The following is a 20,668-nucleotide window of genomic DNA, read 5'->3' as shown; positions in this document are numbered from 1 at the left end:
TATTCTATCATTGCAGCGTCAGATTGTCAAGATAAGTCGCACTTATTTTAGACATTCCTTTTAAATTGATGGAGCATTTCCCTGCTCCGGTGCGGCATGGCCGTCCCGGGCGGCGTGGAAAGCGCGCTTTTCTGCGTACATCCGCTGATCCAGCTCCACCAGAAACTTCTCCACGCTGCCGCCCTCGTACTTTGCCACACCGGTGGAGAAGGACAGCTGAAAGCTGCCCGCCGGAGCGGTGGCGTTATAGTGCTGCACCCGCTGCTCGATGGCGGTGCAGATCTCGTCCAGCAGCTCCTTCGAACCGTGACGGATCAGCACCATGAACTCATCGCCGCTCATGCGGATGGCTACCGAGTTTGCCACCAGCGCCCCGGACAGGATGTGCCCGATCTCCTGAATGGCGCGGTCACCCTCGGCGTGACCGTAGGTGTCGTTGATCTCCTTGAAGCAGTTCACGTCCATCATAATGCCGTAAACGTCCTTCTCCTGCGTGGCGTGGATGCGGTCCAGACAGTAGTTCATGTACTTGCGCCCAAACAGGCCGGACAACTCATCGGTATAGCCGCGCAGGCTGCGGGTCTGGCTGTCCACTAACACAAAAGCGATGGCTACTGATAGCCAGCCAAAGGCCATGCCGTAGAATGCGCCCTGCAGCAGCGTGCCCACCGCACAGGTGACCACAAAGTAGTACACCGGGAAGAACTCCACCGTAATGCCATCGCGCTTGGCCTTATGCACCTGCCACACGCTCTCGGCATAATAGCCGAACAGCAGCAGATACAGCAAAATGTTCAGTGGGCCCCGATGGTAAGCGTTGTCCGCCGAAATGGAAAAGATCCACCCCGTGCCAAAAAGGTTTGCCACCAGCAGCACCAAAAGCGCCAGCAGCGGCGCGCCCAGCAACAGGTGCCTTCTGCGCAGGCGTCCAATGCTGCGGTAGACCCGGAAGTCCACATACAAGCACCACGCATAGCCCACGCACACGGTAGCGCCGGTGCAGACGGTGTTGGTCAGGTACAGCCAGAACCGGCTTGCAGCGCCGGGCACGCCGTCCAGCAGAAAGCTGATCGTCTCTGTGGCCTGTGCCAGCAGCGTCACCACCAGAATCCGGCAAAACAGCGCTGTTCCCACGCTGTTTTTACTCTCGCCGCGCACCCGCAATAAAAGCAGAAAGCTTACCAGCACCGCCCCTGTGCCATTGGCCACAAGGATCTCGGGTATATTCATTGCATTTCCTCCTCTGCCCGCCTTACCCCATAAAGCGAGCAGCCCCTATTTTATACAATACCTATTTATATTATACACCCTGCTACACCCTGCTTGCAAGGCTTGGGCACCAAAAAGGCCGCTGCACAGCAATTTGTGCAGCAGCCCTTGAGAGATCATCCTTTGCAGTTCAGCCAAGCCCAGAGCTTTGCCGAAATACATTTTTTGCAGAAAACTTAATAGCCCTTTGCCTGCTCGCCGTTCAGGATCTTGACAGCGCGGGAGGTGCCCAGACGGTCAGCGCCCAGTGCAAGGAAGGTTTCCATATCCTCCACGGTGGAAATGCCGCCGGCAGCCTTGACCTTGCAGCGGCCACGCACGCCCTTGACCATCAGCTCCACATCATGGAAGTTTGCACCTGCGGTGGAAAAGCCGGTGCTGGTCTTGATGTAGTCGGCACCGGCCTCGCAGACGATGTCGCACATCTTTTCCTTTTCTTCCTCGGTCAGCAGACAGGTCTCAATGATGACCTTCAGAATCTTATCGCCCACAGCCTGCTTCACGGCACGGATGTCCTCACGGACAGCATCGTACTCCTTGTTCTTCAGGCGGCCGATGTTGATGACCATGTCCACCTCGGCTGCGCCGTTGGCGATGGCAGTCTTGGCTTCAAAGGCCTTGCTGGCGGTATCCATGGCACCCAGAGGGAAGCCCACCACGCAGCACACGGGGATGCGGCCTGCCATATACTCCACAGCCTGCTTGACGTAGCAGGTGTTGATGCAGACGGATGCGGTGTGGTTTGCAATGGCTTCGTCACACAGCTGCTGGATCTGGGGCCAAGTGGCCTCCGGCTTCAGCAGGGTATGATCGACATGGGACAGGATCTCTTCGCGGTTCATGTTCGTTCCTCCGTTATTTTACTTGCTGGCACGGCGCACCTTTGCCATGCCCACAGCGCTCAGTGCGATCGCAGTCACCGATGCCGTTGCACCAATGATGCCCAGCACCAGACCGGAAACCAGGAATGCGAACCCTTTCAGACCACGTTTCATAATACCGTACCTCCTAAATTATATTGGATATTTTCTCCGCCTGCGGCGGAGAAAATATCTCACTTACGATTTTTAAAGATGATCAGCTTGCTGAACACATAGTTCAGCACCACGACCACCACGTTGGAGAATACCTTGACGCACAGACCCCACAGCTCCTGCGCGTTATAGCTGACAAAAATCGCCGTAGGGCCGTCTGCACCGCCAATGATGACAACACCTGCTGCCGATGCTGCTGCCGAAGCCGCCGCGCCGGTATAGCTTACCCCGGACGGGATAAAATGTCCGATCAGACCGTCCATCAGCGCCGCGCCCTGCGCAGCCAGCAGGTTGCCGCCCACGATCATGATAGCGGCATCCAGCACCATGGTGCCCAGACGGCAGGTGACAAAGGTGCCAAACTCTTTTGCCATGGCTTTGCCGGTGGTCTTGCTGCGGAACACGAACGCCCGGTTGGTACAGTAGGCAAACAGGATGCACAAAGCGTTATCCAGCACATTGCCCCAGCTGTTGGCTGCGGTATAGCCGAACAGTCGGCTGAACAGCGCGTACAGCACAATATTCAGCAGGGTGGTCAGCACGCCAAAGATCAGGTAACTAAGCACTTCCCAGTGCTTTTTGAAGAATTTTATCATGGCTTTGTTAACAAAAACAGCCCCGCCGCCGTTTTCCCGGCAACGGGGCTGCAGATCGCATTGTGTCAGAAGCTATGCTTTTGCACGAAGGGCTGATTACTCAGCGTCGTTGTTCAGCAGAGCCTTCATGGACAGGCTGATGCGCTTCTTATCGAAGTCAACATCCAGCAGCTTCACATCGACCATATCGCCGACCTTCAGTGCGTCGGAGACCTTCTCAACGCGGTCATTGCTGATCTCGCTGATGTGGACCAGACCGTCAACACCCGGCAGGATGCGGACGAATGCACCAAACTTGGTCAGAGAAACGACCGGAGCATGGAAGGTGCTGCCGATGGGGTAGTTGTTCTTCAGCTGCTCCCAGGGGTTGTCCTCGGACTTCTTGTAGCCCAGAGAAACCTTGTGGTTCTCGGTGTCGATGTCCTTGACATACACTTCGATGGTGTCGCCAACGGAGACGACCTCGGAGGGGTGCTTGATGCGGTTCCAGCTCAGCTCGCTGATGTGGCACAGGCCGTCAACACCACCGATGTCAACGAATGCACCATAAGAGGTCAGGCTCTTGACAACGCCGGTGTAGGTCTTGCCCACCTCAACGTTTGCCCAGAACTCCTCGCGCTTTGCCTTGTTCTGCTCAGCGGTCACCTTGTTGATGCTGCCCACGATCTTGCGGCCGGAGCACTCGGTGACGACCAGCTGAACGTGCTGGCCGACCAGAGCAGTGTAGTCCTCGTCGCGGCGCATAGTGGCCTGAGAACGGGGAACGAACACCTTGACGCCCTTGACGTTGACGACAACGCCGCCCTTATTGAACTCGGTAACATCGCCCTCGACGACTTCACCGGATTCTGCTGCCTTGGCGATCTCTTCCATGCCCTTGCGAGATGCGAGCTTCTTGCGGGAGAGCTGGATGACGCCATCCTGATCCATAACCTTCTCGACGATGAGGTCCAGCTCATCGCCAACCTTCACCAGGTCTTCGACCTTGGCGGAGGAATCATCGGTCAGCTCGCTCAGCTTGACAAAGCCGGTCTGCTTCGCACCGATATCCACCTGGATCTCGTTGGCAGAGATGCTGGTCACGATTCCTTTCACAATACTGCCTGCATGAACTCGCTTTTCTTCGGATGCGTTCAGCATCTCCTCAAAGCTCATGTTGTCATTGATTTCTGCGCTCATACTGTTAAGTACCTCCTCAATAATAGACGATGGCGTTGAAGCCCCGGCTGTCACGCCCGCCACTTTAACATCTGCAAACCATTCCGGCCGAAGTTCGCTCGCTGTTTCGACCGTTACGGCACGCGTGTGTTTTGCGGCGACCTGTACCAGCTTTTGGGTATTGGAAGAATGATGACCGCCAATGACAACAACAATGTCGCATTTTTGGCTGAGGTCTTCCGCTTCCTGTTGCCTCGCCCACGTCGCATTACATATTGTATCAAAAATTCGGGCGTTTGTATAGGCTTTTTTGAGAAACTCCGAACTTTCTTTCCATTTTGTAACCTGAAATGTGGTCTGTGCAACTGCAAAAAGGGGTTTTTGGGGGTCAGAAGGGCCGTTCCACGCCTCTAACTCGGCTAAATCGGCAAAAACGAACACCTCGCCCCGGGTGTGTCCCACAATGCCCTGCACCTCCGGGTGGGTCTTATCCCCCGCCACCAGCAGCACCGCACCCTCTTTTTCGGCCTCGGCGGCAATGCGCTGGATCTTCTGCACAAAGGGGCAGGTGGCGTCATGGTACGGGATGCCGCGCGCGGCCAGTTCATCGTAAACGCTGCGGGGCACGCCGTGGCTGCGGATGACTACCTCGCACCCGGCGGGCACATCCTGCACAGTGTCCACTACCTGTGCACCCTTGCGCCGCATATCCTCCACCGCCTGCGGGTTGTGGATCAGCGGGCCCAGTGTTGCCACCTTATGCCCCTCGGCCAGCAGGCCGTAGGTCAGTTCCACGGCACGGTTCACACCAAAGCAGAACCCCGCCGTTTTCGCCAAATGGATCTCCATCTCTTACGCCCCCATCTTTTCCCATGCTTCCAGCAGTGCCTGCTTGTTGGCACGGAGCTTTTTGGTGTCCCGGCGGCCCTCCATGGCAAACTGCACTGCGGGCATCGGCTCGCCGTAGATCACCCGCACCTTGCAGAACAGGTGCATCCTTCCGTCCGGGGTGTCGTACAGGATGCGGCAGGGCACAACGTCCACCCCCGCCTCGGCGGCAATGACGAACAGGCCGCTCTTGGGGGGTAGAAGCTTGCCCTCCTTTTCGCGGGTGCCCTCCGGGAAGATGAGCAGCGTTTTGCCCTGTTTGCAGGCTTCCACCGTCTGGGAAATGACCGCCATCTCGTCCTTGGTGCCGCGGACGCACACGCCGCCGCAGCAGCGGAAGAACCACGTCAGGAAGGCGTTGATCTCGAACAACTCCTTTTTGGCGAACACCACCATCCGCCTGCCCCACCGGGTGACAACGATGAACACCGGGTCGATGGCAGACACATGGGTGGGCGCAAGGATATAGCCCTTCGTCTGCACCTTTTTCAGGTTTTCACGCCCCTCCACCCGGATGCGGAAACCGATGTGCCACACAAGCCATGCAAGGGGCACCAGAATATAATATAGTACCATTTTTTATTCCTGTCCTGTTTGTTTTATCCGCCGATCTTTTTGGCAATGATCTGCTTCATAGCGTCAAGGCTCTGCTCAAAATCCAGCGCCGAGGTATCCAGCAGCACGGCGTCCTCTGCCTGCTTCAGCGGAGCGGCGGCGCGGTGGGTGTCCTGATAGTCCCGCTGCTTCACATCTGCCAGCACTTCCTCGTAGGGGGTGTCGATGCCCTTGGCCTGATACTCCTTCCAGCGGCGGGTGGCGCGTGCCTCCGGGCTGGCGGTCAGGAAGATCTTCACCGTAGCGTCCGGCAGCACCACCGTGCCGATATCCCGGCCGTCCATCAGCACATCCTGCTTTTTTGCCATGCTGCGCTGCAAGTCCAGCAGAAATGCCCGCACCGCGGGGTTTGCGCCCACGGCAGAGGCCGCCATGCCCGCGGCTTCGGTGCGGATGGCGGCACTCACATCCTCGTCCTTTAAGTAAATGTGCTGCTCGCCCGCAATGGAGGCCAGCCGCAGCTCGATCTGGGGCAGCAGAGCATCCACCGCTGCGTTGTCCTTGGGGTCCTTGCCCGCGCGCAGGGCGTACAGGCCGATGGCGCGGTACATTGCACCGGTGTCCACATAGATATAGCCCAGCTCTGCCGCCAGACGGCGTGCCAGAGTGGATTTGCCTGCACCCGCAGGCCCATCAATTGCAACAGATACCATGATATGTTCTCCTTATTTATATATAGTACACAGGAAATTGGCTGCGCTGTTTTTACAGGTTATTCGCAAAGCTTTGTGCGGTGCAGAAAGCGATCTGCAGATTGTAGCCGCCGGTGTAGGCGTCCACGTCCAGCACCTCGCCCGCAAAGTACAGTCCCAGCGCCTTTTTGCTCTGCATGGTCTTGGGGTCTACCTCCCGCACCGATACGCCGCCGCTGGTGATGACTGCGTGGGCAAGGTCGCCCCGGGCGTCAATGGACACCTGCCAGTGCTTGACCAGCCGCACCAGCTCCCGCTTCTGCTCCCGGGTGATCTGGTTTGCCTTGGTGGCGGGGTCAATGCCCCAGCGCGCCACCATGACCGGCTGCATACTGGAGGGCAGCAGCTTGACCAGCGCACCCTGCGCCGCGTGGTTTGCCAGCAGCGCAAAGTCCCGGGTGATGCGGTCGTACAGCTGCTCCTCGCTCAGGGCGGGCTTCAGGTCGATCTCCGCGATGTACCTGTGCTTTTTCATGTCCCCCAGATGGCTGGACGCGCTCAGGGTCAGCGGCCCGCTGATGCCAAAGTGGGTAAACAGCATCTCGCCCTGCTCGTCAAAGATGGCCTTGCCGTCCTCCAGCAGGGTCAGGGTGACGTTTTTTAGCGCCAGACCCATCATCTTTTTGCAGTCCGGGTCGCGGCTGACAAGGCTGACCAGACTGGGCACCGGCTCCACAAGGGTGTGTCCCGCCTGCTGCGCCAGCTTGTAGCCATCGCCGGTAGAGCCGGTGGTGGGGTAGCTTACGCCGCCGGTGGCCACCAGCACCGCATCCGCCCGGTACTCCCTGCCGGAGGTGCCCCGCACGCCCACGCAGCGCAGCGCCGGGCCCGCCTTTTTCTTTTTGGGGTGACGCGGGTTTTCCGCTGCCGCCGGGGCGGGCTCTGCCTCCGGCACGATGTCCTCCAGCAGCAGCTTTTTTGCGCCGTCGTAGACGATGTCGGCGTCCTGCGCATAACGCAGCAGCGCCTGCCGGATTTCCTCGGCCTTATCCGATACCGGGAACACCCGGCGGCCGCGCTCCACCTTCAGCTCCACGCCAAGGCCTTCGAACAGCTCCATGGTCTTTGCCGGGGGGAACGCTCCCAGCGAGGAGTACAAAAAGCGCGGGTTCGTGCGCACATGGCGCAAAAATTCCTCTGCCGGGCAGTCGTTGGTCACATTGCAGCGCCCCTTGCCGGTGACAAGGATCTTCTGCCCGGGCTTCTCGGTATGCTCCAGCACCGTCACCTGATGTCCCTGCCGCACGGCGGCGCCCGCCGCCATCAGTCCGGCTGCCCCGGCTCCCACGATCAAAACCCTTGCCATCTGTCATCCTCCCAAAATCGCCTGTTGATTCTATTGTATCATACCAGAAACCCCGCACAAAAGCAATGCAGCGCCGCAGGAAATGAATGGATTTTCGGTTCCACACCCTCTTGACAAAGCAGCCGGGCTGCTGTATTCTTTTTACAGACCGTTAGTTTGTAAAAAAGGAGCATCCGCCATGCCGCGCAACAAATACCCGGAACAGACCGTTGAAAAGATCCTGGACGCCGCCGCCCTGCTCTTCCTCCAGAAGGGCTACCAGAATACCACCCTGCAGGACATCATTGATGCCACAAAGCTTTCCAAAGGGGCGGTGTACCATCACTTCCGCTCCAAGGAGGAGATCGCGCAGCGCGTCGGTGACCGTTTGGGCGACCAGATGTGGGAGCCGCTGCGCCATATCCGGGACGACCCGGCCCTGACCGGGCTGCAGAAGCTGCAGGCGGTGTTTGCAGTTTCCTTTGCCGGGCAGCGGCAGCAGCAGATCGCGCAGACTTTGCCGCACCTGTGCAGCAACCCGCAGTTCCTTGCCATGGAGCTGACCAACATTGAAGCGCATCTGGCCCCGGAGTGCATTGCGCCCATGATCCGGCAGGGCATGGCGGACGGCTCCATCCACACCTCCGATGCCAATGCGCTGGCCGAAGCGCTGTTTGTGCTGGCAGACATCTGGCTTTCTCCCCAGACGCGCCCCACCACACCGACCGAGCAGCGGGCGCGGAACGTCGTGTTTCAGCAAATGACCCATGCACTTGGGCTGGATCTTTTGACGGATGCACAGGCCGAGCAGCTGGTGCAGCTGTGCACACCGGTCAAAGACTGAATTTCCCGGGCGGAATGCTCCGCCCTTTTTTGTACGCAAATACAGACCAGCAGTCTGTAAATAAAAAAGCAGGAGGTTTCCATGAACACTTTTATCCTTATCGTCCTTGGACAGATCGTCTCCCTGTTCGGCAATGCCGCCCTGCGGTTTGCGCTGCCGCTGTATCTGCTGCGGCAGACTGGTTCTGCCGCGCTGTACGGCGGCATCACCGCTCTGGCCATGCTGCCCGCCCTTGCTGGAATGCTGACCGGCGGCGCGCTGGCAGACCGCTGCCGTAAAGCCCGCCTGATGGCACTGCTGGATCTGGTGACCGCCGGTATTGCGGCTGCAGCCGCTGCCGGACTGCCGCATCTGCCCCTGCTTCCGCTGGTCCTGACAGTGCTGGGCAGTCTGTACGCCATTCAGGGGCTTTACCAGCCCGTGGTACGCGCCTGCCTGCCTCTGCTACTGAACGGCACCCAGCTGCTGCGCGGCAACGCAGTCATCCAACTGGTGGATACCGTGGACGAGCTTCTCGGTCCCTTGCTGGGTGCTGTTCTGCTGGAGCACCTCGGCATCCGGGGTCTGCTGGTGCTCTGCGGCTGCTGCTTTGCACTTTCTGCCGGGATGGAGCTCTGTCTGCGCATCCCACAGGATGTCCCATATGACACAAAGCTCTCCGTCCGTTCTCTGTGGGCCGACCTGCGGGAAAGTGCGCAGTTCCTCACCGGGCAGGCTGCGGTGCTGCGGTTAGCTGCCGCCATGGCGGCTGTAAACCTGCTGGAAGTCCCCGCCCTCACCGTAGGTGTTCCGGTGCTGGTGGTACAGACCCTGCAGAAAAGTGATGCCTCCCTTGGTCTTGTACAGGCGGTGCTGAGCGCAGGCGGCATTCTGGGCGGCGTGCTGGCCGGAACCATCTTTGTCCGTTATCCCATCCGCAGCGGCACACCTCTTTTGCTGGCGCTCAGCGGCGTGTGCGCCGCGCTGGGTCTTGCCCTCCGGGTGTCAGTGCTGCAGTTCGGCAGCATTCTGGTGCTGGGGGCCGTGTTTATGGCCGTGGCAGCGCTGTTCAATGTATGGTTCTTTGCGCAGCTGCAAGTGCTGGTGCCGCAGGCACAGCTGGGCAAAACTACCGCCTGTTGCACCGTGCTGGCCTGCCTGACCCAGCCCATCGGGCAGGCAGCCTATGGCATTGCCTTCCAGCACTGGGCCGCACACCCCGCAGATGTACTGCTTGCAGCCGGGGTGCTTTCGGCGCTGGTTCTCTGGCTGCTGCAAACGCGCCGTACCGTCTGACACAGCAAAAAAGGAGCCGCTGTTGCAGCCCCTTTTATGGTTTGCTTACTCCGGCAGCTTTGCCGGGTCGAGGTAGCTTTCGCCCTGCTTTACCTCCACATGGATGTGGCTTTCCTCGGCGCATTCGCAGCCGACAGTGCCCACCGTGCCAAGCTTCTGCCCGGCGGTCACGGTATCCCCGGCTTTTACAGCAGGGTCAGCCACACCGCACAGCCGCCAAAGGCGGCCAGCGGCATCTTCCAGCACCACCACGGTGCCCCAGTTGCCCTCTGCCCCGGCAGACACCACCTTGCCCGCCACGGGTGCTGCCACCGCTGCCCCCTGCGTGCAGGCATAGTCCACGCCGTTGTGGGTGCGCCAGTCCCCAAGGGTTTTGTTATACACCAGTTCATCGCCGCTGAAGGCGTTGAGCACGCGCCCCGGCATAGAGGGCGCGGCGGCAGGCTGCGCCGAACTGCTGGCAGGCGAGGATGCGCCTTGCAGTGCCGAGGGTTCGCGCAGCGAACCAGAACCAGACTGCGCACCAGAGGACGCCCCAGAGGGCATCTGCTGCGGCACATCTGCCTTGCTGTTTGCAACGTCGGTCACGGGCTGCTGCCATGTGGTATCCTCCTGTGCGTCCCAGTCCGGTTCTGTTTCCGGGGTGGTCTGTTGGGTGGTGCCGGGGGCGTTTAGTCCATCCAGACTTTTTTGCAGTTCTGCCCGCAGGGCGCGCACCGCCCACACCCCTGCCGCAGCCGCAGCCAGCAGGCTTGCGGTCAGCAGCAGAGCAAAGCCCTTGCCGTGCAGAAATTTTTTGATCTGCTCCATGCTTGTTACTCCCATCTGTTCGTTTTGTGTACGGGAACTTTTTCTGGGCTTAGTGTGGGACAGCGGTGGGCGGTTTATGCAAGGGGACAAAAAAGACACGCAAAAAGGCTGAGCAGCCACTTTTTTGCAGCTGCTCAGCCCTGCTGTATCCCGTTTTTGGTTACTTGCGTGCGATCATTTCGGTATAGGCCAGCACCAGCGGGCCTACGCCCTTGGCGTCATTGCAGACCACCGGCTCGCTGAAGTAGTAGGCCAGAGAGCCGTCACGGTGATCCTTGCCGCCCAGACCCGCCACAAGGCAGATGCCGTCCAGCTGCAAGCTGCCGTCCGGGTTCTTGGACAGATACCGGTCGCAGGTGCCGTAGAAGGCTTTCTCCGCCCATGCAGCCATGCGTTTGGGCAGATATCCCAGACGCACGCCCTTGAGCACGGCATAGGCAAACAGGGCGGTGCCACTGGTCTCCAGATAGTTGCCCTCGGCCTCCGGGTGGTCGATGACCTGCCAGAACATCCCGGTCTGCTCGTCCTGGAACTTGTGCATATCCTCCACAGCCTGCTTGAGCATGGCCATGATGCCGCGGTACTCGTTGTACAGCTGCTCGTCCATGCGCTCCAGCACATCCACCATTGCCACAAGGAACCAGCCCATGGCGCGCAGCCAGAAGTTGGGGCTGCAACCGGTCTCGGGGTCTGCCCAGTACATCTGGCGGCTCTCATCGTAGCCGTGGTAGTACAGGCCGGTCTTTTCGTCCCGCATGTGCTTTTTGATGTTCATGAACTGCTTGTAGCTGTCGATGCAGCCCTGCATCTTGTTGAAGCGGGTCTCGTACTCCATGTAGAAGGGCTGCGCCATATAGGTACCGTCCAGCCACACCTGCCACGGATAGATGTCCTTGTGCCAGAAGTTGCCCTCCTTGGTGCGGGGCTGGGTGAGCAGCTGGCTGCGGATGGTGTCGATGGCCTTGCGGTACTTCTCGTCCCCGTAGATATCATACAGAATGAACAGGTTCTTGCCCTGATTCACGTTGTCCAGATTATACTCCTTGGGGTCGTAGGTCTTGATGGAGCCGTCCGGCTGTACAAAGTAGTCGATGAACTCCTTGGAAAACTCCAGATACTTCTCGTCACCAGTGGTCTTGTACAGGCTCAGGCAGGCGGTGATCATGCAGCCATCGATGTAGTTCCACTTGTTGGGCTTGCCGCTGCGCACCTTCTCGATGTTCCACATCGGTGCCTCGGCGCTGGAATTGGCGATCAGGTAGTCCACATAGTCTCCCAGCATGGACAGGATCTCTTCATGGGTCATGGGTCAGTCCTCCTCAAAATGTCCTACGTTGGCAAAGTGCAGCCGCTCGCCCTCGTAGCCCTCGATCTTCACGTTGTGCAGGTCGATCTCCTTGACGTTCTCGGCATAGATGGCCAGCTTTTTCACCAGCGGACGGTTGTCGGCCATGGCAGCCTGTCCCTCCTTGGCGTTGGGGTCAAAGGTGATGCTCACATCCCGCATGGTCACCCGTTCGATGGGCTGCTCCGGCAGGCCATCGAAATAGCAGCCTGCAAACTGGGCATCGGTGGCCACGATGTTCTCCATGGTCAGGCTGCCCAGCTTGGGGGTGTACTCGTCCACCGGCATCGGCTCGCGGCACTGTACATAGGGGCCGTGGCCGTCCGGGTCGCAGAAGTAGAACATATTGATGACAAAGGGTGCCTTGACGCCCCGCATCTCCACGTTGCGGAACACCAGCCCGTCAATGACGGCAGTGTTGCCGCGGCCCCGGCGGGTCTTGACGCGCAGACCGCGGTCGGTGTGGTCCATCAGGCACTGGGTCACTACCATGTCCTTCACGCCGCCGCTCATCTCGCTGCCGATGACGATGCCGCCGTGGCCCTTGTCCAGCAGGCAGTTGCGGATAACGGTGTGCTCACAGCTGCGCTTCAGCTTCATGCCCAGAAAGACCTTGCTGGCCTTCATAGCGATGCAGTCATCGCCCACATGGATGTTCATTCCGATGATGCGGATATACTCGCAGCTCTCGGGGTCGATGCCGTCCGTGTTGGGGGCGTTGTAGGGGTTGTTGATGTTGAAGTTGAGCAGGTCGAGGTGCTTGACAAAGATGGGATGGATGGTCCACGAATAGCTGTTCTGCACCGTGATACCGTGCAGGCAGACGTTCTCGCTGTCCACCGCAGCCACGGCCCGGGGACGCCATGCGATGCGCTTGACCTTGGGGTTCACCCACCAGTCGCCGTTTTCGGCATCGCAGTCCAGCGTGCCCTCGCCGGTCACCACCACGTCATGCACCTGCGTGATGTTCAACAGGCCCGCAAAGCTGTCCAGCGGGTTGCCCTCCCAGCCGGTCAGGTAGTACTCGTCCACTTCGTTCTCGCTGGGCAGCACGCCGGGCAGGATGGGGTAATGGGTGCGGTCGTTGTCGCCCAGCAGCACCGCGCCCTTTTCCAGATACAGGGTGGTGTTGCTCTTCATGAACAGGCTGGCGGTGCGGTAACGACCGGCGGGCACATACACTGTGCCGCCCTTGGGGCAGGTGGACAATGCTGCCTGCAGCCGCACGGTGTTGTCAGTCTCGCCATCGGCCACCAGACCATAGCGGGCAGCATCCACAAAGAAGGTCTCAGCCTCGGTGGTGAAATCCAGCTTCAGGGTCTCGCCCTCGGCCTGCACCTCCACCGTATAGGCGGTGCCGGGCAGCAGGGAGAACAGGGAGAACACGTTGGTGTTGCAGGCTTCGTATACCGTCTTGCCGTTCAGGGCAACGGTAAAGGGGTGTGCCGGACGGTAGCACAGCTCGTTTTCCAGCTCAAAAACGGCGCTGCGGGTCATGGAACGGATCAGGGTCAGATTCATGCGAAATAACCTCCTGTGAGTTTGTCTTGCCCCCACGGGGCAGACGTGGTATCATGAGGAAAAGCGCTCTCCCGGCTACCGGGAGGGCTGTTTCCGGAAAGGATGCGCAAGATGAAAGCGGAACGGGAAAAGATCCATGCAAAGGTAAAAGCGGACACCGTGCGGCTGAACGGCAGCAAGCTGGAGCTGACGGCAGACGAGGAGACGTGCACCTTTCTGCTGGTAAGCGAGGGCAGCTGCACCCTGCAAATGGGGGAAAACAGCCTGCTGGTAAACCCCGGCAGCGCGCTGCTGCTGGGCGCGGGGGACGCAGTGCTCTCTGCCGCCGGTGCAGCCGTACCGGAACTGGTGGGCTGTCGGTTCCCGCTCAGCGCCCTGCACGAGCTGCGCAGCGCCACCCAGCGGGATTTTGCCCGGCTGTTTTTGCCCGGCGAGGTAACGGTGCTGTACGGCCCGGTGCCGTGGGTTCGCCGCCTGCGCACCCTGCTGGAGATGATGCGCGCTGCCATGCCGGAGCAGGACTACCCCGGCGGGCTGTACCTGCTGCTCATCCTGCACTATGTCGAGCAGGAGTGCCTTGCCGAGAGCAGCGCCGCAGCGCGCCCCCGCAACGAGACCATTGAGCAGGTGTGTGCCTACCTTGCCGCCAACTACCGGCAAAAGTTCTCCCTTACCGAGGTGGCGGCGCGGTTCTACCTCTCCCCCTACTATCTCAGCCGCCTGTTCCGGCGGGTGACCGGGCAGTCCATCGTGGACTATCTGAACAACCGCCGCATCGAGGCTGCGCAGAAGCTGCTGGAGACCACCGAGCTGTCCATCAGCGCTATTGCCGAGCAGACCGGTTTTGCCAGCGCAGCCCACTTCCGCCGCGTGTTCCGCGAGGTGATGGATATCAGTCCTTTGCAGTACCGCAAGAAGCAGACGAAATGATGTATCAACCAAAACACCCCCTGTGCCATCCGTTGGGAGCAGCACAGGGGGTGTTGGTCTTGGTCAGATGTTCTTATGGCGCATTAGCCCTTGACGGCACCTGCGGAGATACCTTCAACGAACTGATCCTGTGCACAGAAGAATACGATCAGCTGCGGCAGGATGGAGATGAGGGACAGCGCAAGGATCTTGTTCCATGCAAAGCCGGTATCACCGTCCATAGACAGCTTGACGAACAGGGACATGGGGTATTTGCCGGGGGTGCTGACGTAAAGCAGCGGGCCCATAAAGTCGTTGCAGCTCCACATGAACTGGAACAGTGCGCAGGACACCAGAGCGGGTCCCAGCATGGGCACGATGACCTTGTACAGAGTCTGGAAAGAGGAGCAGCCGTCAATGGCGGCAGCCTCGTCCAGATCACGCGGGACGTTGCGCATGAACTGCACCAGCTGATACACGAAGTAGGTCTCGGTAGCAAATGCGCAGTGCACCCAGATGGCCAGATAGAAGGGGCTGTCCACCCAGCCGAACTTGTTGTACAGCAGGTACTGGGGCACGTTCAGCACGACCTGCGGCAGGAACAGGGTGGCCAGCATGATGTTGAACAGCAGCTTGCGGCCGGGGAAGTCGAAACGGCCAAAGCCGTAAGCGGCAATACAGGCAGACACCACAGTGCAGATCACCTTGGGGATGACATAGCTGTAAGTGTTGAGCATGGCCTGCAGGATGTTGATGGAGCCGCCGAAGTTGTTCAGGGCGTTGCGGTAGCCATCTAGCGTAGGCTTTTTGATCCACAGGCTGATGCCTGCAAAGATCTCGCTGTTATCCTTGAAGGTAGCGCTGATCATCCACAGCAGAGGATAGATCATGATGATACCAACTAGGATCAGCACGAAGTACTTAAAGAAGGTCGCGATCTTATTCGATGCTTTCATTCCCATATTGGTCACCTTACCTTTCATCCGAGTAGTAGACCCACTTCTTCTGGCTGGTGAACGCAATGATCGTCAGGATGCAGACGATGATGAACATGATCCATGCCAGAGCAGAAGCCATGCCCATGTCGTAGGACTTGAATGCGTAGTTGTAAACCAGCAGGGAGATCAGGGTAGTGGAACCACGGGGACCACCGTTGGTGATGATGTAGGGGCCGTTGAACTCCTGGAAAGCCTGGCAGATCTGAGTGACCAGGTTGTAGAAGATGATGGGGGTGATCATCGGAACGGTGATGGAGAAGAACTGACGCCACTTGCCGGCGCCGTCGATGGTAGCAGCCTCGTACAGGTCTGCGGGCACGCCCTTCAGTGCAGCAAGGAACAGCACCATGGCGGAACCGAACTGCCATATACGCAAAAAGCAGATGATCCACAGCGCGTAGTTGGGGTCAGACAGCCACTCGGGGCCCTGCACCGCACCAAAGGTGACAGCGCGCACCACGGTGTTCAGCAGACCGTCCACGCTGAACACAGCCTTCCACAGCACGGCGATAGCCACAGAGCCGCCCAGAATGGAGGGGATGTAGTACACAGTGCGGAACAGGTTGACGCAGGCGATCTTGAAGTTCAGGATATAGGCAATGAACAGCGCGAAGATCAGCTTCAGGGGCACGGTGATAAAGGCGTACTTGAAGGTGATGATCAGCGCCTTGGTGATCTTTCTGGTGTGGAATGCGGTAATGTAGTTGGCCAGACCAACAAAACTGGTGCCGTCCTTGAAGAAGTTCATATCGGTGAAGCTGTAATACAGCGACTGACCGAAGGGAAACGCCTTAAAGACGAGAAAGCCGATGATCCAGGGAATCAGATAAAACAGACCCTGATACTTATCGACCCATTTCTGGAACGGAGTTCGTGCGCCGGCGGGCGCATTACTTTTTTTCATCCGAAATCCTCCTTTTACAGGATTTGAAGCAGACAGTGCAGCAGGTCACAGACCGGTAACAATTCTTTCAAGGTTTGATAACCATTCTCCGATAAAACAAGGGCACCTGTCGTACGGGCGGCAGATGCCCTTATTTATTTCAGATACTGAATATCCGGTTCTGACCGCTGTCAGAGAGAGGTAAGCTTAGCCGATGGTGTAGCCGACAGACTCCATGCCGTCCAGCAGAGTCTCGACAGCCTCTTCAGGGGTCTGATCGCCGTAGTCGATGTTATCGAACACTTCCTGATAGATGCCGGTGCCGGAAGCCTTCAGGTCGTTGTTCTCGAACAGGGGATCCAGCTTGTTGGTGGTGAAAGCCATGACCTTGGCGTTTGCCTCAGCAACCAGGTCCTTGACAGCGCCGGCGTCCTGAGCGAACTTCAGGCCAGCCTTGGAAGCGGGGATGCCGCACTCAGAACCCATGATGGAAGCGCCCTTTTCCTCGTTCAGCAGGAAGTTGATCAGGGTAGCAGCCTCGGCAACGTTCTTGCAGGTCTTGGTGATAGCCAGACCCATGGACACCTTGGAGAAGCCGCCGTTGTTATCGCCGAACTTGATCTCCTCGCCGACGGTGAAGCCGTCCTTGTTGCTGTCGTCCAGAGCGGAAGAGTACTTGCTTGCAGCGGAATCCCACTCGAAGATGCCTGCGATCTTACCGGTGATCCACTCGTTGGACTGGTGGGTAGCGGTATCGGAGTTTGCAGAGTAGTAGGTCTTCAGGTTCATCATGACGTGGTTGTCCACCAGGCTCTTGATGAAGGCCAGACCCTCAGCGATCTCGTCCTCGGTGTAGTTCAGGGTGGAGGTAACGGGATCTGCCCAGTCCTTGCCGTACTTGGACTCGAGGTAGAACACCATCAGGATCATACGGTCGTATGCGCCCAGGTGCATGGGGTAGTAATCGTCGCCCAGCTTCTCCTGGAAAGCCTTACCGGCAGCCATCAGATCGTCCAGAGACTTGGGGACCTCGGTGATGCCAGCCTTATTAAAGGTGGTCATGTTCCAGTAGAAGATACGGCCGGTCATGGAGACGGGCACGCACTGCTGGCTGTTGGCCACATAGCAAGCGTCCATAGCAGCGGAATCCCACTGGGTCAGGTCGATGAACTTGGAGGTGGTGTTCAGATCCACGAACTTGCTGCCGTCGGCAGAGTAGTTGTACAGCCAGTTCCAGTTCACCTGGCAGACATCCTGAGCGTTGCCTGCGATGAAGGCAGCAGCCATCTTCTCTTCCCAGCCGGACCATGCGGCGAAGGTGGGCTCCACGGTGATGTTGGAGTGCTCAGCCTGGAAAGCCTCCAGAGCGCTCTGGTAAGCAGCGTGACGGCTGTCGCCGCCCCACCAGCTGATGCTCAGGTTGACGGGGCCGTCAGACAGGGCCAGGCTCTCGTCTGCGGAAGCAGCGGGGGCCTGAGAAGCAGCGGAAGAAGCGGTGGAAGAAGCAGCGGGCTTGCTGCCGCAGGCAGCCAGCAGACCTGCAGCACCGACAGCGCCGGTAGCCATCAGGAAGTTACGACGAGAAATTGCCTTGCTCATTTTTGTTCTCCTCCTAATAGAAAACATCTTCATGTAGGGGGCCTGCACATGCCCCCTTGTATACAATTATGATAACAAAAGCCACTGAAAAAAGAAAGATGCAAATTACAGTGATACGGGATAAAAACGTACAAATATTGCCCTTGTTTTCGCGTGCAATTCGACGTCCTTGCCGAAATGAATAAACTTGCGCTGAAAAACTGTGCAACTTGTATACTTCAATGACTTGCATAAAAATCTGGGATGCAACAAGGGCAGAACAGGAAAAATCTCAATAATTCCTGTTACATTTACCGTTCCGCCTGTAATTTTTTGTGCTCTGCCGTCCCCCGTCGCTCTCTTCTTCTCCCATTCCCTCTCCCCTCCGTCGAGTAACTGCCCGGTCCGAACTGATATATCAATAGTGCAAAAAACGTGCGAATTCCGCCCGGTTGATATATCAGTTCCTCTCGCAAAATGCAACAAATTGATATATCAGTCTGTATACAGCCTGTTGGAGACTCTGGCGGGGAACCCCTTCCGCAAATCACGCAAAAAAGCCGCTGCACCCGGCGCGGTACAGCGGCTTGTATACAACATAAAAGTATCTCAGTTTTTCCTTGCAGCGTAAAACGCCCGCCGTGCCTTGAAGTAGCACTGGGGGCACATGCTGACATACTGCACATCGTTTTCAAGGTCGATGGCTACCTGCTCGCCCTCAAAGACGAACCGTCCGTTCACCTTGCGGCAGTTGCAGATGGCCTTGCGCCCGCAGGTGCAGATGGTCTTCATCTCCTCGATGGTGTGCGCCAGCTCCAGCAGACGGGTAGAACCCGGGAAGCCCTTGAGGGAAAAATCTGCCCGCAGACCGTAGCAGATCACCGGGATGTTCAGATCTACCGTGATCATGAACAGCTGCTCGGCCTGCTCCGGGGTAAAGAACTGGCTCTCGTCGCACAGCACACAGGCCAGCGGCCCGGAAGCAGCGTTTGCCGCCTGCACAGCTTCGAACACGTCCAGCTCCGGCGGGATCAGCAGGTCTGCCTTGCGGCGCACGCCCAGACGGCTCACCAGTTCTCCGCCGCCCTTAGTATCCACCTGCGGCTTCAAAATGAGCACCTTCATGCCCTGCTCTTCGTAGTTGTGTGCCACCTGCATCAGCGCCGTGCTCTTGCCGCTGTTCATGGCACCGTAGCGGAAATACAATTTTGCCATGCCGTCACTCCTGATTGCGCAGACGGTAGCCCAAGCTCATCAGGCTGTCGCCCAGATGGACGTTTTCCACCACCACATTGGGGTACGACACCGACAGGTCATAGTGGGAGAAGTTCCAGAAGCCCTCGATGCCCAGATCCACCAGCCGTCCGCTGACCTGCTGTGCACCATCACGGGGTACACAGAGCACCGCCACCTTGGGCTTGTTTTCCTCGCAAAAGGCCTCCAGCTCGTCAATGTGCCGGATGCGGATACCGCTGATCTCCTTGCCTACCTCGTTCTCGGCCACGTCAAAGGCCGCGATCAGCTTGTAGCCGTTGGTGTCGGTGGTGATAAAGCGGCTCACAGCCTTGCCCAGGCGGCCGCAGCCGATCAGAATGGTGGGCAGACGGTCGCCGTTGCCGAACAGCAGACTTTCCAGAATGGAAAGCAGGTTCTCCACCGAGTAGCCGATGCCCTGCCGTCCGTTCACGTCACCGATGCAGTTAAAGTCCTGCCGCACCTGCGAGGCGGTGGTGCCCATCTGAGAGGCCAGCTCCCGGGAGGAGATGCTGGTAATGCCATCGGCCTGCAAGGAGCGCAGATACCGGTAATATTTGGGGAGACGCTTGATCACAGGGATCGATGCTTTCTGGGGGGTGTTCATAGCAAAATTCTCCTTTCTGCCCAACGCGCTGCAGCTTCTGCCGCCATGCAAGGGGCTTCTTTGCGCGCAGAGAGATGTTCCGTTTTATCCTGTTATATTATTTAAAGTATACAGCATGAAAGGCGAATGTCAAATACCTATTTGTAAAAAAGCAAAAAATTCACAAAGTTTTTTGTATTCGCTCTCCTGCATACTTCCCCGGCAGCCGGGGGATACTGACCCCACAAAGACCCTGCTACGGAAGGAGAACGCGCATGGATACGGCAAAAGACACCCCCGCAGAGCAGCACCGGATGGAAAAAGAGGATATTGAGGATCTGGGCACGGTCACCCTGAGCCGGGGCGGTCATGTCATCCACTGCCTGACCGTCATCGGCCAGATCGAAGGGCACACCGAAGCGCCGCAGGGGCAAAAGACCACCAAGTACGAGCACGTCATCCCCCAGCTGGTGGCGGTGCAGGAGGACCCCCGCATCGAGGGGCTGCTGGTGCTGCTGAACACGGTGGGCGGCGATGTGGAGGCCGGCCTTGCGCTGGCAGAACTGATCGCCAGCATCTCCAAGCCCAGCGCCACGCTGGTGCTGGGCGGCGGGCACTCCATCGGCATCCCGCTGGCGGTCAGCGCGCGGCACAGCTTCATCGTCCCCACCGCCACCATGACGGTGCACCCGGTGCGGCACTCCGGGCTGATCTTAGGCGTCCCGCAGACCATGCACTGCTTTGAGCAGATGCAGCAGCGCATCACCGGCTTTGTGGCCGCCCACAGCGGCATGCCGGAAAAGCGCTACACCCAGCTGATGCTCCACACCGGGGAACTGGTCATGGACATGGGCACGGTGCTGGACGGACGCCGTGCCGTAAAGGAAAAGCTCATCGACGAGCTGGGCGGTCTTTCGGACGCGCTGGCGTGGCTGTACGGGGAGATCGAACGGGGGTAAGGCCTTGCGTCTCCCCGCCGGACGATTTGAACTGCGCTCCGCGTTCGCTTTGCGCAGGAACAGCGGAAAAATTATTTTTTATTTCGCGTTTGTCGCGCTTTGCGGAGCGCTCCAAACGCCTTTTCACGAGAGGGGCTGGGTTCGTTCCATTTTCCTCAAGAAAAACAAC

20 protein-coding genes are annotated in these 20,668 nt (G+C 58.6%); 4 read left to right on the top strand and 16 right to left on the bottom strand.

All coding sequences use genetic code 11. The features are described from left to right. Nucleotides 1–60: 60 nt before the first annotated feature. The 8 genes from MTP43_RS02900 to MTP43_RS02870 all read right to left on the bottom strand — a co-directional run bounded on the left by MTP43_RS02900 (nucleotide 61) and on the right by MTP43_RS02870 (nucleotide 7,558). Complete coding sequence (locus tag MTP43_RS02900; protein WP_117527134.1) at nucleotides 61–1,230, bottom strand: GGDEF domain-containing protein; 1,170 nt, start codon at nucleotides 1,228–1,230, stop codon at nucleotides 61–63. A gap of 215 nt (nucleotides 1,231–1,445) precedes the next feature. Beyond that, nucleotides 1,446–2,111: a deoxyribose-phosphate aldolase gene (deoC, locus tag MTP43_RS02895; protein ID WP_015536630.1), complete on the bottom strand. Its 666-nt coding sequence runs from the start codon at nucleotides 2,109–2,111 to the stop codon at nucleotides 1,446–1,448. A gap of 18 nt (nucleotides 2,112–2,129) precedes the next feature. Next, on the bottom strand, nucleotides 2,130–2,264 hold the full coding sequence (locus MTP43_RS14410; protein ID WP_005927141.1) for a hypothetical protein: 135 nt from the start codon (nucleotides 2,262–2,264) through the stop codon (nucleotides 2,130–2,132). Nucleotides 2,265–2,323: 59 nt separating this feature from the next. Then, on the bottom strand, nucleotides 2,324–2,899 hold the full coding sequence (locus tag MTP43_RS02890) for a GtrA family protein (protein WP_015536629.1): 576 nt from the start codon (nucleotides 2,897–2,899) through the stop codon (nucleotides 2,324–2,326). Nucleotides 2,900–2,995: 96 nt separating this feature from the next. Further along, on the bottom strand, nucleotides 2,996–4,906 hold the full coding sequence (locus MTP43_RS02885; protein WP_113621476.1) for a bifunctional 4-hydroxy-3-methylbut-2-enyl diphosphate reductase/30S ribosomal protein S1: 1,911 nt from the start codon (nucleotides 4,904–4,906) through the stop codon (nucleotides 2,996–2,998). A 3-nt stretch (nucleotides 4,907–4,909) separates the two neighbouring features. Next, nucleotides 4,910–5,521: a lysophospholipid acyltransferase family protein gene (locus tag MTP43_RS02880; protein WP_097782682.1), complete on the bottom strand. Its 612-nt coding sequence runs from the start codon at nucleotides 5,519–5,521 to the stop codon at nucleotides 4,910–4,912. Between the two features lie 23 nt (nucleotides 5,522–5,544). Further along, nucleotides 5,545–6,213 carry a (d)CMP kinase gene (gene cmk, locus MTP43_RS02875; RefSeq protein WP_015536626.1) on the bottom strand — a complete coding sequence of 223 codons (669 nt, stop codon included), beginning with the start codon at nucleotides 6,211–6,213 and terminating at the stop codon, nucleotides 5,545–5,547. 52 nt (nucleotides 6,214–6,265) lie between these two features. Continuing rightward, nucleotides 6,266–7,558, bottom strand: coding sequence for an NAD(P)/FAD-dependent oxidoreductase (locus tag MTP43_RS02870; RefSeq protein ID WP_015536625.1), 1,293 nt, complete (start codon nucleotides 7,556–7,558; stop codon nucleotides 6,266–6,268). Between the two features lie 178 nt (nucleotides 7,559–7,736). On the opposite strand from MTP43_RS02870, the gene MTP43_RS02865 reads away from it, so the two are divergent. Beyond that, the gene (locus MTP43_RS02865; RefSeq protein WP_112121268.1) at nucleotides 7,737–8,381 is read left to right on the top strand and encodes a TetR/AcrR family transcriptional regulator; all 645 of its coding nucleotides are present in this window, start codon (nucleotides 7,737–7,739) and stop codon (nucleotides 8,379–8,381) included. Between the two features lie 81 nt (nucleotides 8,382–8,462). Then, nucleotides 8,463–9,656: an MFS transporter gene (locus MTP43_RS02860; protein WP_249235053.1), complete on the top strand. Its 1,194-nt coding sequence runs from the start codon at nucleotides 8,463–8,465 to the stop codon at nucleotides 9,654–9,656. Nucleotides 9,657–9,701: 45 nt separating this feature from the next. Here the strand turns inward: MTP43_RS02860 and MTP43_RS02855 are convergent, their stop codons facing one another. From MTP43_RS02855 to MTP43_RS02845, 3 genes are all read right to left on the bottom strand, one after another. After that, entirely contained in the window at nucleotides 9,702–10,466 is a 765-nt protein-coding gene (locus tag MTP43_RS02855; protein WP_249235052.1) for a M23 family metallopeptidase, read from the bottom strand. 160 nt (nucleotides 10,467–10,626) lie between these two features. Next, nucleotides 10,627–11,772, bottom strand: coding sequence for a glycoside hydrolase family 88/105 protein (locus tag MTP43_RS02850; protein ID WP_005927113.1), 1,146 nt, complete (start codon nucleotides 11,770–11,772; stop codon nucleotides 10,627–10,629). A 3-nt stretch (nucleotides 11,773–11,775) separates the two neighbouring features. After that, nucleotides 11,776–13,332, bottom strand: coding sequence for a glycoside hydrolase family 28 protein (locus MTP43_RS02845; RefSeq protein WP_097782676.1), 1,557 nt, complete (start codon nucleotides 13,330–13,332; stop codon nucleotides 11,776–11,778). Between the two features lie 111 nt (nucleotides 13,333–13,443). On the opposite strand from MTP43_RS02845, the gene MTP43_RS02840 reads away from it, so the two are divergent. Next, entirely contained in the window at nucleotides 13,444–14,262 is an 819-nt protein-coding gene (locus tag MTP43_RS02840) for a helix-turn-helix domain-containing protein (protein WP_242651889.1), read from the top strand. A gap of 83 nt (nucleotides 14,263–14,345) precedes the next feature. Here MTP43_RS02840 and MTP43_RS02835 read toward each other — a convergent pair whose 3' ends face one another. The 5 genes from MTP43_RS02835 to MTP43_RS02815 all read right to left on the bottom strand — a co-directional run bounded on the left by MTP43_RS02835 (nucleotide 14,346) and on the right by MTP43_RS02815 (nucleotide 19,561). Next, nucleotides 14,346–15,197: a carbohydrate ABC transporter permease gene (locus tag MTP43_RS02835; protein WP_431606562.1), complete on the bottom strand. Its 852-nt coding sequence runs from the start codon at nucleotides 15,195–15,197 to the stop codon at nucleotides 14,346–14,348. A 16-nt stretch (nucleotides 15,198–15,213) separates the two neighbouring features. After that, nucleotides 15,214–16,143, bottom strand: coding sequence for a carbohydrate ABC transporter permease (locus tag MTP43_RS02830; protein ID WP_005927102.1), 930 nt, complete (start codon nucleotides 16,141–16,143; stop codon nucleotides 15,214–15,216). A gap of 186 nt (nucleotides 16,144–16,329) precedes the next feature. Continuing rightward, a complete protein-coding gene (locus MTP43_RS02825) occupies nucleotides 16,330–17,721 on the bottom strand; it encodes an ABC transporter substrate-binding protein (protein ID WP_044960694.1) in 1,392 nt (463 codons plus the stop codon). 588 nt (nucleotides 17,722–18,309) lie between these two features. Continuing rightward, entirely contained in the window at nucleotides 18,310–18,915 is a 606-nt protein-coding gene (locus tag MTP43_RS02820) for a thymidine kinase (protein ID WP_005927093.1), read from the bottom strand. A 4-nt stretch (nucleotides 18,916–18,919) separates the two neighbouring features. Further along, nucleotides 18,920–19,561, bottom strand: coding sequence for a redox-sensing transcriptional repressor Rex (locus MTP43_RS02815; protein ID WP_005927090.1), 642 nt, complete (start codon nucleotides 19,559–19,561; stop codon nucleotides 18,920–18,922). 254 nt (nucleotides 19,562–19,815) lie between these two features. Between MTP43_RS02815 and MTP43_RS02810 the strand changes: the two genes are divergently transcribed. Beyond that, a complete protein-coding gene (locus MTP43_RS02810; RefSeq protein ID WP_005927087.1) occupies nucleotides 19,816–20,499 on the top strand; it encodes a ClpP family protease in 684 nt (227 codons plus the stop codon). The last annotated feature ends 169 nt before the right edge of the window (nucleotides 20,500–20,668 follow it).

This window comes from Faecalibacterium sp. IP-1-18 (assembly GCF_023347355.1).
Taxonomy (GTDB): domain Bacteria; phylum Bacillota; class Clostridia; order Oscillospirales; family Ruminococcaceae; genus Faecalibacterium; species Faecalibacterium prausnitzii.
Note: the sequence above shows the minus strand (reverse complement) of the source record. Positions and strands in the feature narration are given on the sequence as shown.